General features: G+C 50.8%; 11 protein-coding genes. 10 read left to right on the top strand and 1 reads right to left on the bottom strand.

What is annotated here, in order from left to right:
- The first annotated feature begins 68 nt into the window (after positions 1 to 68).
- From B9K09_RS11290 to katG, 9 genes are all read left to right on the top strand, one after another.
- The gene (locus B9K09_RS11290) at positions 69 to 1,460 is read left to right on the top strand and encodes a phage/plasmid replication protein, II/X family (RefSeq protein WP_087516898.1); all 1,392 of its coding nucleotides are present in this window, start codon (positions 69 to 71) and stop codon (positions 1,458 to 1,460) included.
- Between the two features lie 190 nt (positions 1,461 to 1,650).
- Positions 1,651 to 1,989 carry a DNA-binding protein gene (locus tag B9K09_RS11285; RefSeq protein WP_087516897.1) on the top strand — a complete coding sequence of 113 codons (339 nt, stop codon included), beginning with the start codon at positions 1,651 to 1,653 and terminating at the stop codon, positions 1,987 to 1,989.
- 253 nt (positions 1,990 to 2,242) lie between these two features.
- Positions 2,243 to 2,500: a major coat protein gene (locus tag B9K09_RS11280; protein ID WP_087516896.1), complete on the top strand. Its 258-nt coding sequence runs from the start codon at positions 2,243 to 2,245 to the stop codon at positions 2,498 to 2,500.
- Positions 2,501 to 2,568: 68 nt separating this feature from the next.
- Positions 2,569 to 4,236 (top strand): hypothetical protein, encoded by a 1,668-nt coding sequence (locus B9K09_RS11275; RefSeq protein WP_157699348.1) that lies wholly within the window; start codon positions 2,569 to 2,571, stop codon positions 4,234 to 4,236.
- A gap of 2 nt (positions 4,237 to 4,238) precedes the next feature.
- Complete coding sequence (locus B9K09_RS11270) at positions 4,239 to 4,583, top strand: DUF5455 family protein (protein ID WP_087516894.1); 345 nt, start codon at positions 4,239 to 4,241, stop codon at positions 4,581 to 4,583.
- Positions 4,583 to 5,854, top strand: coding sequence for a zonular occludens toxin domain-containing protein (locus B9K09_RS11265; protein ID WP_087516893.1), 1,272 nt, complete (start codon positions 4,583 to 4,585; stop codon positions 5,852 to 5,854). Before B9K09_RS11270 ends, B9K09_RS11265 begins: the two co-directional genes overlap by 1 nt.
- Before the next feature lie 99 nt (positions 5,855 to 5,953).
- Positions 5,954 to 6,091 (top strand): hypothetical protein, encoded by a 138-nt coding sequence (locus tag B9K09_RS22570; RefSeq protein ID WP_157699347.1) that lies wholly within the window; start codon positions 5,954 to 5,956, stop codon positions 6,089 to 6,091.
- A 687-nt stretch (positions 6,092 to 6,778) separates the two neighbouring features.
- Positions 6,779 to 7,987, top strand: a complete 1,209-nt coding sequence (locus B9K09_RS11255) for a LysR substrate-binding domain-containing protein (RefSeq protein ID WP_218191993.1) — start codon at positions 6,779 to 6,781, stop codon at positions 7,985 to 7,987.
- A gap of 227 nt (positions 7,988 to 8,214) precedes the next feature.
- Positions 8,215 to 10,458: a catalase/peroxidase HPI gene (gene katG / locus B9K09_RS11250; RefSeq protein ID WP_087516890.1), complete on the top strand. Its 2,244-nt coding sequence runs from the start codon at positions 8,215 to 8,217 to the stop codon at positions 10,456 to 10,458.
- A gap of 552 nt (positions 10,459 to 11,010) precedes the next feature.
- Here the strand turns inward: katG and B9K09_RS11245 are convergent.
- On the bottom strand, positions 11,011 to 12,423 hold the full coding sequence (locus B9K09_RS11245) for a PLP-dependent aminotransferase family protein (RefSeq protein WP_087516889.1): 1,413 nt from the start codon (positions 12,421 to 12,423) through the stop codon (positions 11,011 to 11,013).
- Positions 12,424 to 12,593: 170 nt separating this feature from the next.
- On the opposite strand from B9K09_RS11245, the gene B9K09_RS11240 reads away from it, so the two are divergent.
- On the top strand, positions 12,594 to 13,682 hold the full coding sequence (locus B9K09_RS11240) for a thioredoxin family protein (RefSeq protein WP_087516888.1): 1,089 nt from the start codon (positions 12,594 to 12,596) through the stop codon (positions 13,680 to 13,682).
- The last annotated feature ends 63 nt before the right edge of the window (positions 13,683 to 13,745 follow it).

The raw sequence follows: 13,745 nt of genomic DNA, 5'->3' as shown, positions 1-13,745 counted from the left end.
TAAGTGTTGACGTGTGTGCATGTGCACGTCTACATTTGATTCAAATGTTATGTGTGTGCATGCATCCTATGCTTGATCGAATCCATATGTTCATCCCTTTTGACGATCTGTCGATCAATGAGATCGGTACGGCTGATAAGCCGTTTCATGTCGTTGATCTGGAGTCGTTGGGTGTTCAGATGCGTGCTGCTGGCGGGATCTCTCGCCGGTGTGATGGTCAGGGTTTTGACTGTGAAGACTTGTCGCATGCATGGGAGTCCTTACCGTCGAGCTATACGCCAATGGCGTTTAAGGTTTTTCACCAGAGTTTCAGTAAACGCTTAGCGCCCGGTGTTGAATTAAAGGCCAGTCCTGCCAAGTTGTTGCAAGGCCATAACGTTTTTGGGCCTACATCCATTCGCCTTGGTGCTGAGGTGATGCTCAAGTGGTTGGCTGGCACCTATCCAATGCTTTACCGCCGTCTAAACCTGCAAGCCATTGAGGTTTACGGACTCGATTGCACTTACTCGGCACGTATGCCGAATGAACCGACAGCGTTACAGGTCATTCAGTTCATGCGTGGGGTCAGCAATGGCCAGACTCGCAACCGGGGCGACGACTACCAAACAACGGCTTACTGGGGCGCTAAAGACGGGCGTTTGCGCAAGATCAAAGCCTATCTGAAAGGCCCTGAATTCCTTTTGGAAATTCAGAAGGTTCTCAAGTCTGCGGCAGGTGCCAAGGGCGATCCGGAACGCCGTCACGACCTTGATAACGCCCATGTGCGTGAGTTCAAGATTTATCGACGTAACAAGCGTGTGCCTATGTCGGTTTTGTCGGCCTCGCGCACCTTGAAAGTTCTCCAAGATGAGCGGCTCAAAGAGTACGCCCGCCTTTTGCTTCGCATCGAAGCAACCGTTATGCATCGCTGGCTAGAGCGCCGGAATCTTCCGACCAATCTGTGGGCGTTGTGTGACTACCAAGAGTATCTGCAAGGCGAGGGCAGGTGCTTTATCCAAGAGTGTTACACCGCTGTAACTGCTGAATTGTTCGCGGCCTTTGAGGGTATGACGATGAAACGTATAGATGACGAAAAAGTGCTGGCCGCACTGATTGAAAAGTTCACCAAAGTAGGGAAGGGCAAGTGGACTAAAGCCCGGGCCGATAAGTCCACAGGTAGCATCATTCCGGGGCTGTTTACGCCTGGTAAATCCAGTGATGCATATGCTCGAAACCTCTTTCGTACCTTTCGCAGCATTCGCGATTACGGCTGGGAAGAAACCATGAAATCAATGGCCCGCCGGACCTTCTACGACCATGTCCGTGACATCGAGTCAGTAGGGGTTTCCAAAGCCATGCTGCAAAACCTTAAAGACCACGACAACGTTCGCAACGTTGTGCCGGTACTCCAGCTGCTCCAGATCGATTTCAGCACACAGCGCCCGGACTGGTATGTCGAGCCGTCGGTTGAGGCTGCGTGATGATCGTTCAAGGCCGTTGTTTCTGTGACTTTTGCTCTGAGTACTTAGGCCAGATTTGGAACGAACCTGCATGCGCTCCAGACCTTTTGCCGGCCTATGAATTTCGTGTTTGCGATGACTGTTTCATCGCATCCGAACCGCTAGAACCAATGGGCGACCGCCCGATACTGACGTCAGAGAGGAACATCAAATGTTGTTAATTACAGGTCTGTGCCATGGCTACAAAGCAAACGAACGCACTTACAGCGGCAATTCGTTCACTGATCACCTGATTTTGATCGAGGTTGAAGACCTCAATCAGTTTGGCATTCCAGAAACCAAAACAGTGAGCATCAAGCTCTCTAAATCTGACCTTGAGAAGGGCGCTCAGCACCCTTACGACGCACTCAAAGGCAAGCCAATTACTGTGCCTGTTCGTGTTGGCGCTTGGGCTTCAAACGCTGGCAAAGCTGGCTTTGACTTCTGGCTGTCTGGCGACCGCAAGCCGGTCAATATGCAGATTGCCAAGCCTATTCAGGCGGCTGGTTAATCTCTGCCAGAGGTTATTTAAACCATGTCTGGCGAACTTACTTTGCAAGATTTGGCAGACCTGTTTTTTTGGGTCGCCATAACACTCGGCTCGGTTGTTACTTTCGGGCTGGGTTTTATAGGTGGGCAACAAAGATGATTGATCAAGATACTACGTACTGGGTTTATCTCTTTAGTGCTTACCTTGTTTCATGGGTCACAGGTTATTCACTGGGCCTTAAATTATTGATGGTTCGTAAAGCGGTGGATTCCATATGAAAAAACGTCTTGAGTTCCTCAAGTTTCAAAATGCACAACGTGCGTTGGCTTCGGGTGCTGTTGTTATTGGTGGTCTTGTTGCATCTGCTTCGGCGCATGCTGCTTACACCATGCCAACTGTAATTACGACAATGTTTACTGATATGGGCGAGGCTTGGACGCAAGTTGAAGATCTCGTTTGGCCGATTGTCGGTGCGGTTCTTATCGGTATCTTTGTCATTCGCAAAGTTAAGCAAGGTGCTCGACAGGCCTAATGCTTGTGCTGTTATAAGCGCCCCTCGGCTAGTTGTGGGCGCAGCCCGGGACTGGCCGAGGGTCGCTTATGATTTATTCCATCGTTAAACTCGTTACATCCTTCCTATTTTTTGCATATCACAAAGCGCCGATTTGTAGCCGCACTGTTAAGCGGCCCTTATCAGTAATTCTTTTTTTTGTATTCGCATTAACTTCCTCTATCACTTTTGCTGCTGATTATTATTGGTCTTATCCATCTGTTGGTAGTTTCCCGGTGGGGCAGGCTTCTACTCCTGAAGCTGCCTGTACTCAATATTTAGCACATGTAACATCTACTTACCCCGGTGGTCAGCCTTGGGCTTTTGGCTATGTAGCTGTTTCCGAAACCAGTTATGGATGTTATGGCCATCAGAATGCAGGGATTGACAGTTATCGTTATACGGGAAATCGAGGTGGTGACTCATGTCCTGTTGGGACTATTTATAACTCTCAAACTGGTGCCTGCGATGCTCCAGTTGCTTGCCCTGGTGATTCAGTGCGTGATGATGTGACTGGCGAATGCGTGCTTGAGTGTCCAGCGGGATCAACCCCTGATCCAGCAACCATGACTTGTCAGAGCATCTGTGCTGAAGGGCAGTTTTATGACTTCGAAACCGAGTCTTGCAAGTGGCCTGAGGACGAAAATTGCCCGAGCGCCAGTAACTGGAATCCTGATACTCAAGACTGCGTTTGTGATGGTGACGGAGTGCTCTCAAACGTCGCCGGTTTTCGTATGTGTTTTGCGCCTGCTGACGGTGAGTGCACCAAGGATAGTCCTGATTTTGTTGGGTATTACAACGAGACAACTCCGTTCTGTAATGGCCGTGCACGCTGCCCTGACGGCACTCAGCTAGGCGGTGTTGGTTCTGGTGATAGCCTTGAATATGTTTGCCTTCCTAAGCCTAGTCAGGATGACCCTAGCTGTCCCGGCGGCCAGTTTGGCGCTGTTAACGGCAAGCAGGTTTGTATTCCTAAACCCGGTGCTGATCCCAGTTGCCCAAGCGGTCAATCCGGCACTGTTGGCGGGCAAACCGTTTGCCTGCCTAAGCCCGGTGATTCTGGTGGCTGCAAAGAGGGCGAAACCCCCGGCTTTGCTGGTACTGGCGCTGAGATGAATGCGACTTGTGTACCTGCTAATTACAAGCCTGAAACATGCCCAGCGGGCAGCTATTCGGTCAATCAGGAAACCGGCGGCTTTGCCTGTGTGACGGTTAGCGACGGCTCTAAACCCGGTGATGATGGTGGTGAGAGCGGGCAGGGTAAAGGCGGTTCTTCTGACGGTACTGCTAAAGGTTCAATTATCACTAAAGATGCTGCCGGTAATGTTACTGGTCAATCTGAAATAGAACTAAAACTTCCTGATGGTCTTTTGCAAGATCAGCCAACTAATACTTATTACAAAGAAAGTGTAGATTTCGGCGATAAAGAACTTGAAAAGCTTGACGCAGCTGCCGCCGAAGTTGTTTCTGATTTTAGTGACCCTAATGGCATGTTTACTGAGCGGTCTAAATTAGATGACGCTGGTGATTACATGCTTGGTCTGTTTGGCTATTCGACAGGCTGTAGTGGTGATGTTGTTTTTTGGAATGGCACTGGTAAAACTGTATCTGCTAGTTGTGACAAGTTAGAGCGCATGAAGCGGATTCTTGGTTGGTTGGTTTATGTAACTACTTGCATGGGTATTTTTAATATACTTACTCGTAAGAATGAGGACTGATTATGGCTATTCCTTTAGTTGTTGCTGGTATTCCTTGGCTGGCTACTGTTTTAGGTGGTTTATTTGCAGCGCTCTTAAGTTTCTTTGTTCGTTTTTTTACGAAGAAGTTTGCATTAACGGCTGCTTTTGCCGCTGGTTCTCTAGTTCTCTTTGGAACATTCTTTTCTGTAATTTGGGGTCTTCTTCAAGGCCTTAATTATGTTGCGCCTGCCGAAGTTGGTATGGCTTTTAGGATTATCGTTCCTAATAACTTTGTCACTTGTATGGGTGCTTATTTAACTGCCCGTATTGCGCGTTGGGTTTACGATTGGAATACGCGAGTTCTTCAATTTAGGTTGAATCTCTAATGGCCGTTTACTTTGTAACTGGCAAGCTTGGCTCAGGCAAAACACTTGCAGCTGTAGGCCGTATTAAAGACAAGTTGCACGCTGGCTGTAAGGTGGCAACTAATCTTGATATTCGGCTTGAAAAGATGTTTGGCGAGAAGTCGAGGAGGGCGGTTGTTTACCGTCTTCCTGATAAGCCCGGTATTGATGACCTAGATGCAATTGGCATCGGTAATCCGTCCTACGATGAATCTAAAAATGGTCTGCTTGTTCTTGATGAATGCGGCACTTGGTTCAACTCGCGCCAGTGGGCTGATAAAGAACGCCAGCAGGTCATTAACTGGTTTTTGCATGCTCGTAAAAAAGGCTGGGACGTTATTTTTATCGTCCAAAATATCGCCATCGTGGACAAGCAAGCCAAGCTCGCACTGGCTGAGCATGTTGTCTATTGCCGCCGTCTGGACAAGATGTCGATACCCGGGATTTCGATCATTTGGAAGATCATTACTGGCGATCCTCTGCGGCTTCCCAAGCTGCATGTTGCCTCTGTTCGCTACGGTGATTTACCTACGTCTTTGATTGTTGATCGCTGGTGGTACTGGGGTTTTGACCTGTACGACTGTTACGACACCAAACAGGCGTTCTCTGACTTTTATCCGCATTCGACTTACCAGCTGCTCGCGCCCTGGTACGTGATCGGGCGTTATCGTTTGCCACTCACTTGGAACAAAATCATGAGGCTGACAAAAATCCACTGGAAGCAATTTAGCCGTCCAATAGTTGCGGGCGCATTTTTCGCCGCGGGCATTGCTGCTGCGATCTACTTTCGCGATCCTGTTGTGATTCCGGCTGAGCCTTTGCCTGTTGCGACTGCTGCTGTCGAGGTGCTGCCTGATGCTGATCAGGATGAATCACAGTCTGACGAAGCGCCTGCCAAGCCTGAGCGGCCTGTACATGACAGATATGCCGATTGGCGCATCGATGGTCATTTTCGCTTAGGTGAAAAACAGGCTTATTTGCTGCGATCGCCAGACGGCGTAGTCGTTTCAGTGGACAATATTCGGCGCAAAGGCGTGGACGTTTTTCCAATTGATAACTGTCAAGTCAAGCTGGTTTCAACGACTGACCTTAGCGATTGGGTGAGCGTTTACGCTAACGTTTGCAGTCCAGAACCATCGACTGAGGCAGTTGCAACAGCGCCGCCAGCGCGTAGCCTTAAGCCCGCTGAGTACGTGCCACCAGCAACACGTCTAACCGTTGTAAACTCTGGCAAACCCGGCCATTTATGGTGATCAAATGATTGAGATCATTGCTCTAATCGCCAAGGTTTTGATGGTTCCTATGCTGATACCGGCAATTCCGTTAGCCATAGCTTTTTGGATCTACAGCAAATGACTAAAACAGAACTACAAGCCAAAATAATTTCTATGAATCCGCTTAAAGAAAACCTGCAGCATTACACGGCACATGTTGTCGTATGGAAATGGCGCGAGCAGGAGCAGCTTGTTAATGCCCTTAGCGAGGTTTGAGCAATGATTGAGTTCCTAGATGCTATGCAGGTCATTGGTAGTTGCTTGGGTGTTTTTATTTTTGTAGGTGGCGTTATTTTCCTGATCATTGATCCTCAGGCGCCACACGATGACTGAGCTTATTGCGCCTGACGGTGTTGTTATTGAAGCTCCCGCAGATGGTTGGCGTTCCTGTGAGTGTGACAGCCAGTCAGACGGCTCTGATTGGTGTGATGACTGCAAAGAGCGTTTTGAGCAGTCGTGGTCTGAGGGATTTGACGGCCTTGGCAGGCCACATGATGAATGCTAAGGCTTCGCATAATGTATATTATGTTAAATGACAAATCATGTCATAGATGTGCATGAGCCCCCTAAGACATGATTCGTGATCTTGGGCTAGTCAATCGACCGCTTGGAACCCCTCATCTGGCTCAGTCGACACTCAAAAACGCGCTGATAGCTTTGCAATGTGAGCGTTTCAGGAGTTCGATGGTCCACCCAGCGGCAGGGTCTCGGTGACCTCTGTAGCTAGCAAGTCCGTTGAGCTGAGCTGCAGTACCGGCTCACCCGCTTCTCTGTATCACATGCCTGAAGAGTGTGTAGTGGTCAGCGATCCCCTCCCCAGTTACCGCTGCAATCACTGCGTCATATTCCCGCAACTCGAGCCTTACTTACACAAAGCCGTATAAGCTATGTGGATATGAGGTTGTGAGATTCATTTCAAACTCGTCGTCAGAACTTATGCTGAGCTTAGGTGTAAAGCCTATGATCAGGCTATTCCACAACCAATCAAAAGTGTGCTTTGCCGAAGTTCGTTTACCCCTGTTAAATCACGGGATCGAGAGGGTCTGTTTATCGACCACAAAGCCGCAGGCATCAATGACCACTGCTTGGTGCTCAACAGACTCACTCCTCTCTAAAGAGCTACTCATGACTTTACGCGAACTACGCTATCTCGTCGCACTGGCAGATCATCGTCACTTCGGACGCGCTGCTGAAGCCTGCTACGTCACTCAATCTACGATGTCGACTCAGTTGCGTAAATTGGAAGACTATCTAGGGCAAGTGTTGGTAGACCGTCATAGCAAACAATTCTCGCTGACCCCCACCGGCGAGAAAATCGTCGAACGCGCACGACGTATAGTAACGCAAGCAGACATCATTCTTGGGCTAACGCGGGCGCACCGCAATCCATTAGAAGGTGTGATTACATTGGGTGTGATCCCGACGCTGGCCCCTTATTATCTGCCGCATTTACTGCGCTCAATTGAGTCTGCTCATCCGAAACTGCAGTTAGTGATACAGGAAAGGTTAACTGCCGATTTATGCGAACACCTGAACGATCAGTCCATTGACACAGCTCTATTGGCACTGCCACGTCCCCTGAAACAAACGATGTCAGGGTCTATAGGCTGCATGCGCTGTGAAGCCGTCGTCCAAGGCTTACCGCATCAGCTTGATCCGCAAGCTTACGATCTGCGTGTGTTGTTTGATGAACCGTTCTGGGTAGCGCTGCCGAAGGAGCACGCCTTGGCCAGCCATAATGATGTAGCAGTTGAGGCATTAAGTGAGCTTGAGTTACTGTTACTTACTGACGGTCACTGTCTGCGCGGCCAAGCATTAGCCGTTTGCGGCCAAAATGATGCTCAAAGTGACAACTCTACAGACTGCCGCGCCACCAGCCTCGAAACGCTGCAACATTTAGTTGCTGCCGGACGCGGTTGTACCCTACTGCCAGCATTGGCGGCCAATCTTGCTGACACCAATCATTTAAGCATAAAGCCTCTTCGTGGTGATGAGCAGCGCCGCATTGGACTGGTCTGGCGCAACTCACATCCGCGAGCACAGGAGTTTGAACTGCTAGCCGCCACCCTAAAGCGCACGGCCCCTGCAGGAACCAAGCCTTGGCAAATTTGAAGGCATTAGATCAAGCCATCAATGTGGCACCCTTGACATGCCATGCCTAAGACGCACGGGGGTTATATCAGGCGCTGAGACCATCAGGGCGAGCGCCAAATTAAATGTTCAATCGCTGCCATTGACAACCTGAATTGTCTGGAAACTTGGGGGCACTTAAAGTTCTAGATAGGCTTAAGTTTTGATGTCGCCTAACTCGTCTACTTCTCTTTGTAAGGAAGCACCCCATGCGCATAAAAAAACTGCCCTTGGCGATCGCACTCATAGTTAGTTTTTCTCCGGTCGTACACGCTGATAACACTGGCGCCGCCTCCCTGGCGAGCAGGCACGAACAAAAGTCCAACACTGACTGGTGGCCCAACCGTCTTGATCTGTCCTTATTGCGGGCGCACAACGCCTCTTCCAATCCAGCAGGTGCAGACTTCAACTATGCCAAGGCGTTCAACAGCCTTGACCTAGAGACAGTAAAAAAAGATATCGCAGCAACTCTGACCCAGTCACAAGATTGGTGGCCGGCTGACTATGGCAACTATGGCCCATTCTTTATCCGCATGGCCTGGCATAATGCTGGTACATATCGCGCGCTAGATGGACGCGGCGGGTCTGATGGCGCACAGCAGCGTTTTGACCCGTTAAACAACTGGCCGGACAACGTTAGTCTCGACAAGGCACGCCGTCTGTTGTGGCCGATTAAGGAAAAGTACGGAGCCAAAATTTCTTGGGGGGATCTGATCGTACTGACAGGTACAGTAGCCATGGAGTCGATGGGTATGAAAACCTACGGTTTCGGCGGCGGTCGTGCAGATGACTGGGAGCCCGATTTGGTTTATTGGGGGCCAGAAAACACGTGGCTCGGTGATAAGCGCTACCACGACGACCGCAAATTGGAAAAACCACTCGCGGCCACACAAATGGGCCTAATCTACGTAAACCCAGAAGGCCCAAACGGTAAACCCGACCCGCTCGCCGCAGCCCGTGATATTCGCGACACCTTTGGCCGTATGGGCATGAACGATGAAGAAACCGTTGCCCTGATTGCTGGCGGCCACACCTTCGGTAAAGCTCACGGAGCACACAAGCCCAAGGACTGCCTAGGTGCAGACCCGACCAGCGCGCCAACCGAACAACAAGGTTTGGGTTGGAAAAACAGCTGTGGCAAAGGTAACGCTGAAGACACCATCACCAGCGGCTTAGAAGGCGCATGGACTTCAAACCCGACAACATTCACTAACCAATATTTGGTCAACCTTTTCGGCTGGACCTGGGTTCAGTCCAAGAGTCCCGCAGGTGCAATCCAGTGGACACCCTCCGACCCATCGGCCGCCTCGCTGGTGCCTGATGCCCACATCAAAGATAAGCGCCATCCACCTATTATGTTCACCACAGATCTTGCTTTACGCTTTGACCCTATTTACGAAAAGATCGCTCATAGGTTCTTAGAGAAGCCGAAAGAGTTCGAGCTGGCCTTTGCCAAAGCCTGGTTCAAACTGACCCACCGTGACCTCGGTCCGCGCACTCGTTACTTAGGCGCCGATGTACCGAAGGAAGATCTAATCTGGCAAGACCCGATTCCTAAACTCGACCATAAGTTAATCAACACCCAAGAGCTCGAAACCCTCAAAGCCAAAGTGCTCGACTCGGGCTTGAGCACTGGTGAACTGGTGCGTACTGCTTGGGCATCAGCCTCTTCATTCCGAGGCTCTGACATGCGGGGCGGTGCGAACGGTGCACGCATACGCCTTGCGCCAGAGAAAGACTGGAGCGCTAACAACCCCGTTGAGTTAGCAACAGTCATCACCACGTTGGAAGCCGTACAAAAAGACTTCAACGCCAGCCTGAAAGGAGGCAAACAGGTTTCGCTCGCCGACATTATCGTGATTGCAGGGTCTGCGGCCATTGAGTCAGCGGCGAAAAAAGGCGGGTACAGCATTGACGTACCAGTAACGCTAGGCCGTATGGACACCACCCAAGATAAAACTGACGTAAATTCATTTACGGCACTTGAGCCGAAAGCTGACGGTTTCCGTAACTACTACCGTAAAGATGCTCGCCTATCGCCAACAGAAATGCTGGTCGACAAGGCCAATCTGCTAACACTAACAGTGCCAGAAATGACAGTATTGGTTGGAGGCATGCGCGTATTAGGGGCGAATGCAGACGGCAGTAAAAATGGTGTACTCACAGCTCATCCAGGGACATTGTCTAACGACTTCTTCGTCAACTTGATTGACATGTCAACAGTCTGGTCGAAGACATCAAAAGACGGCATTTACCAAGGTGCAGACCGTAAGACTGGCAAGGTTGAGTGGACAGCAACTCCAGTTGACTTGGTATTCGGTTCCAACTCCGAATTGCGCGCTGTATCAGAGTTCTACGCAGCGAACGATGCCAAGGAAAAGTTCGTCAAGGACTTCGCCAAAGCGTGGACCAAAGTCATGAACTTGGACCGTTTCGATGTCAAATCCAACTGACCTTAAGTCTTAAATCTCAAGCGCCCCGGTTGAAGACTCACTGGGGCTTTTTTGACTGGATAAAATAGACAACAGAGTCTAAGCGCCCCGCATTTTATTTTTTAAAATCAACTGGATAGTTTGACTTGCCTGCATGAGGCTAGCAGCTTGGTTGTCGCTCCGACACTCATGCAAGCAATCAGTTTTTACACACTGCGTTCTAATGATGCTTGGAACCGTCATGCCGGATCGCTTCAATCATCGGTTCTTAGAGCGCCGACAAAATCATGCCTAGCACCTTGGAGGCAGGACGGCAAACTATCTGCATGCCAGCCATATCCAAGTCGTCCCAGAACTGAATTCAGTGATGTCGCAAGATGTCGCGTAAGGTCAGCACTGCGCCGCCAGTAGAGCGGCTGAGGACACGCACTTGCCTGGCCTCAATAATGGCCACCGCAAGCGGATTGCCATAGTCATTTGTCGAGGCACTCAGACCGAACCCGAAAGTGCAGACGAACAAACAATGACAAACCCGCTCCTGACGCCCTTCGTGTTTTCAGCTCTGAGTCGTTGTCATTGATATTGGCGATGGGGAGCGACAAGCGCTGCCAACTGCTGATAACCCTCTTCGAGTTCAGGGCTCGATAGATTCGTCACGCCTAAAAGTAATCCTTTTCGCGCATTGATTTGCGTGGCGTACCAGGGCGACAGCGGCGCCGGTGCCAAGCCAAACGCCTTGGCAGCCTCGGCAAGGTGAACGTCGTCAGCATCATCAGCCAAGGTCAGTAACAGTGACAAGCCAGCCATATTATTCAATGAAACCGACGTGCCCATGAGCGCAAGCAGCGCGTCCCGGCGCTGTATGTACAAGCGTTTCATTCTCCGAATATGGCGCAAGTAATGACCATCGCGCAGAAACTCCGCAACGGCTAGCTGGCTAGACAAAGCAGACGCTGGCGACAATGCGGCAGCCGTATCCCCAGCACGCTCCGACAATCTCATAGGTACCACCATAAAACCGAGCCGCAATCGTGGGCTGATGGTTTTACTGAAAGTGCCGATGTGAATCACCCTTCCCTCACGATCCAGCGAGGCCAACGCCGGTGTTGCCTGGCCGCTTAGCTGCAGCTCGCTTAGATAATCATCTTCGATGATCCAGCCAGCATTTGCTTTAGCCCATGCGAGTAGTGCTTGGCGCCGAGCCAGCGATAGTTGTACACCCAACGGTGCTTGCTGGCTGGGTGTCACAATCGCCAATCGAGCATCCGCTGCCAGCGCTATCCCCTGCTCCACACAAATTCCTTGGTCATCCACTTGTACAGGAACCGGGGTATATCCTGCCAGCGACAAGGCGTGCCGAGTCAGTGGATAACCGGGATCCTCAATCCACACTTGCTCTGAATCTAACCGCAGCATGTGCAATGCCAGGCCCAACGCTCCCGCATAACCATTAGTGATTATAATTTGGTCTGCAGAACAAAGCAGTCCACGGGCCACGGCCAAATAGGCAGCAATTTCTTTGCGCAATACCAGCTCTCCGCGCGGGTCTGGATAACGCAGAGGCTCGGCCACCGCCTGCCGCGAACAGCGCAGTACGATGCGTGACCAATGTTTAAATGGAAAACCTTCTTGCGCAGGCACGCCCACTTGAAAAAGTTTGGGTGCACTGTCCACATCCTGATAGATATCTGGCAATGGCAGGCGGGAGGCTCCGGCAACCACTTTGGGTGCCGCTGGTAGAACGAAGCTAACGAAGGTGCCGGCAGCCCCTTTCGAAATGACTAGCTGATCATCACTCAGCCGATCATAAGCCGTTTTAATAGTGCCCCGCGAAACGCCCAGCTGTGCCGCAAGATCACGCCATGAAGGCAGTCGCGCGCCCTCATACAAATGTCCCTGGCGAATGGCCTCAGCGATGCTGGAACGTATCTGCTCTGACAGAGATTGCTCACCTTGACGATCAAGTGAAAAACGAAGTGTATTCATTGATCCATGGTACATAGAAACCTACCAGTCTTGGTGCTTCTTTTTAGACCATGGCGTCCTTCACAATCACTATATACCCTACTTTTTCGGTCTAAATCTTTGGCTAGTTCTTTGAGTTAGCTCAGAACTATTGTGCCAATCCAGAACAATTTGCCCAAAGGATAAAGTTAATGCGGATCACAAACACGAGGCTTTCAGTTACGTTACTGCTCGCAGTTTTGGCCGGCTACATTGGTTCGGTACAAGCGACCGAGGCCAGCGATCAACAAAAAGCCGATCAAGCCTATGATCAGGACGCAGATGGTGAGCAGCGTGCCAAAGCGGCTGGCGAGTCGCTAATTGGTCAACCTGGCCCCGAGCTGAGCATTACTACGCTGGATGGTGACACCATTGATCTCAGCGCACTGTATGGCGTCAAACCGGTGTACATAAAATTCTGGGCAACCTGGTGTGTACCCTGTCGTCAGCAGATGCCGGGGTTCCAGGCATTTCAAGAAGCGCATGGTGATGATATTCAGGTAATCGCCGTGAACACCGGTTACGCTGACACCGAAGAGTCTGCACGTGTGTATCGCAAGGAAATGGGCCTGACCATGCCTATAACGGTAGATGACGGAACACTGGCCGAAGCACTGAATCTACGCGTTACCCCGCAGCATGTACTGATTGATCGCAGTGGCCATATTACCCACATTGGTCATCGTGACGATCAAGCATTGGAACAGGCGTTACAGGCATTGCTGAAGCCCGCTGCCCCAAGCTCAGCAACGACCGAAGGAGCCTCAGTCGAGAATATTGATTCCAACGCCTTAACGGTGGGTGATGCGGTTCCTGATCTTGCAGTCACTACACGTGCCGGCAATACCATCGACCTGACTCGAGCGACTACAGATAAGCCGCTGGGTATGGTGTTTTTTGCCACCTGGTGTGAGTCATATCTTGCCGAGAGCCAACCAGACACCTCCACCGCATGCCGCCGCGTGCGCGAAACCGTAAACCAGCTGAGTAATGACCAAAACGTGCAGTGGGTAGGCATTATTTCTGGCCTTTGGACCAAGGACTCAGATGTCGAAAGCTATCTTGATACCACCGAGACAGCTATTCCCGTATTGCTCGACGCCGAGGGCGACCTGCACCGTACCTTCGGTATCCGGCAGATACCAAGCGTTGTGTTAATTGATGCTGACGGCAAGGTAGCCGAAAAACTTGGGCCACAAGATACCGCATTAGCCGAAGCCGTCGAACGCATCAGCCAATAAACCATAGCCATTCCGCGCAAGCAACGGCGCGGCACACCTTCTAATGGAGCAGCCTGCCTCACG

Origin of the sequence: Pseudomonas sp. M30-35, assembly GCF_002163625.1 — a bacterium.
Classification (GTDB): domain Bacteria; phylum Pseudomonadota; class Gammaproteobacteria; order Pseudomonadales; family Pseudomonadaceae; genus Aquipseudomonas.
Note: the sequence above shows the minus strand (reverse complement) of the source record. Positions and strands in the feature narration are given on the sequence as shown.

What these genes read in the sequence shown, in the direction of transcription:
- B9K09_RS11285 (WP_087516897.1), top strand. Translation starts at nt 1,651, where the DNA reads ATGTTGTTAATTACAGGTCTGTGCCATGGCTACAAAGCAAACGAACGC.
- B9K09_RS11290 (WP_087516898.1), top strand. Translation starts at nt 69, where the DNA reads ATGCTTGATCGAATCCATATGTTCATCCCTTTTGACGATCTGTCGATC.
- B9K09_RS11245 (WP_087516889.1), bottom strand. Translation starts at nt 12,423, where the DNA reads ATGAATACACTTCGTTTTTCACTTGATCGTCAAGGTGAGCAATCTCTG.
- katG (WP_087516890.1), top strand. Translation starts at nt 8,215, where the DNA reads ATGCGCATAAAAAAACTGCCCTTGGCGATCGCACTCATAGTTAGTTTT.
- B9K09_RS11265 (WP_087516893.1), top strand. Translation starts at nt 4,583, where the DNA reads ATGGCCGTTTACTTTGTAACTGGCAAGCTTGGCTCAGGCAAAACACTT.
- B9K09_RS11240 (WP_087516888.1), top strand. Translation starts at nt 12,594, where the DNA reads ATGCGGATCACAAACACGAGGCTTTCAGTTACGTTACTGCTCGCAGTT.
- B9K09_RS22570 (WP_157699347.1), top strand. Translation starts at nt 5,954, where the DNA reads ATGACTAAAACAGAACTACAAGCCAAAATAATTTCTATGAATCCGCTT.
- B9K09_RS11280 (WP_087516896.1), top strand. Translation starts at nt 2,243, where the DNA reads ATGAAAAAACGTCTTGAGTTCCTCAAGTTTCAAAATGCACAACGTGCG.
- B9K09_RS11275 (WP_157699348.1), top strand. Translation starts at nt 2,569, where the DNA reads ATGATTTATTCCATCGTTAAACTCGTTACATCCTTCCTATTTTTTGCA.
- B9K09_RS11270 (WP_087516894.1), top strand. Translation starts at nt 4,239, where the DNA reads ATGGCTATTCCTTTAGTTGTTGCTGGTATTCCTTGGCTGGCTACTGTT.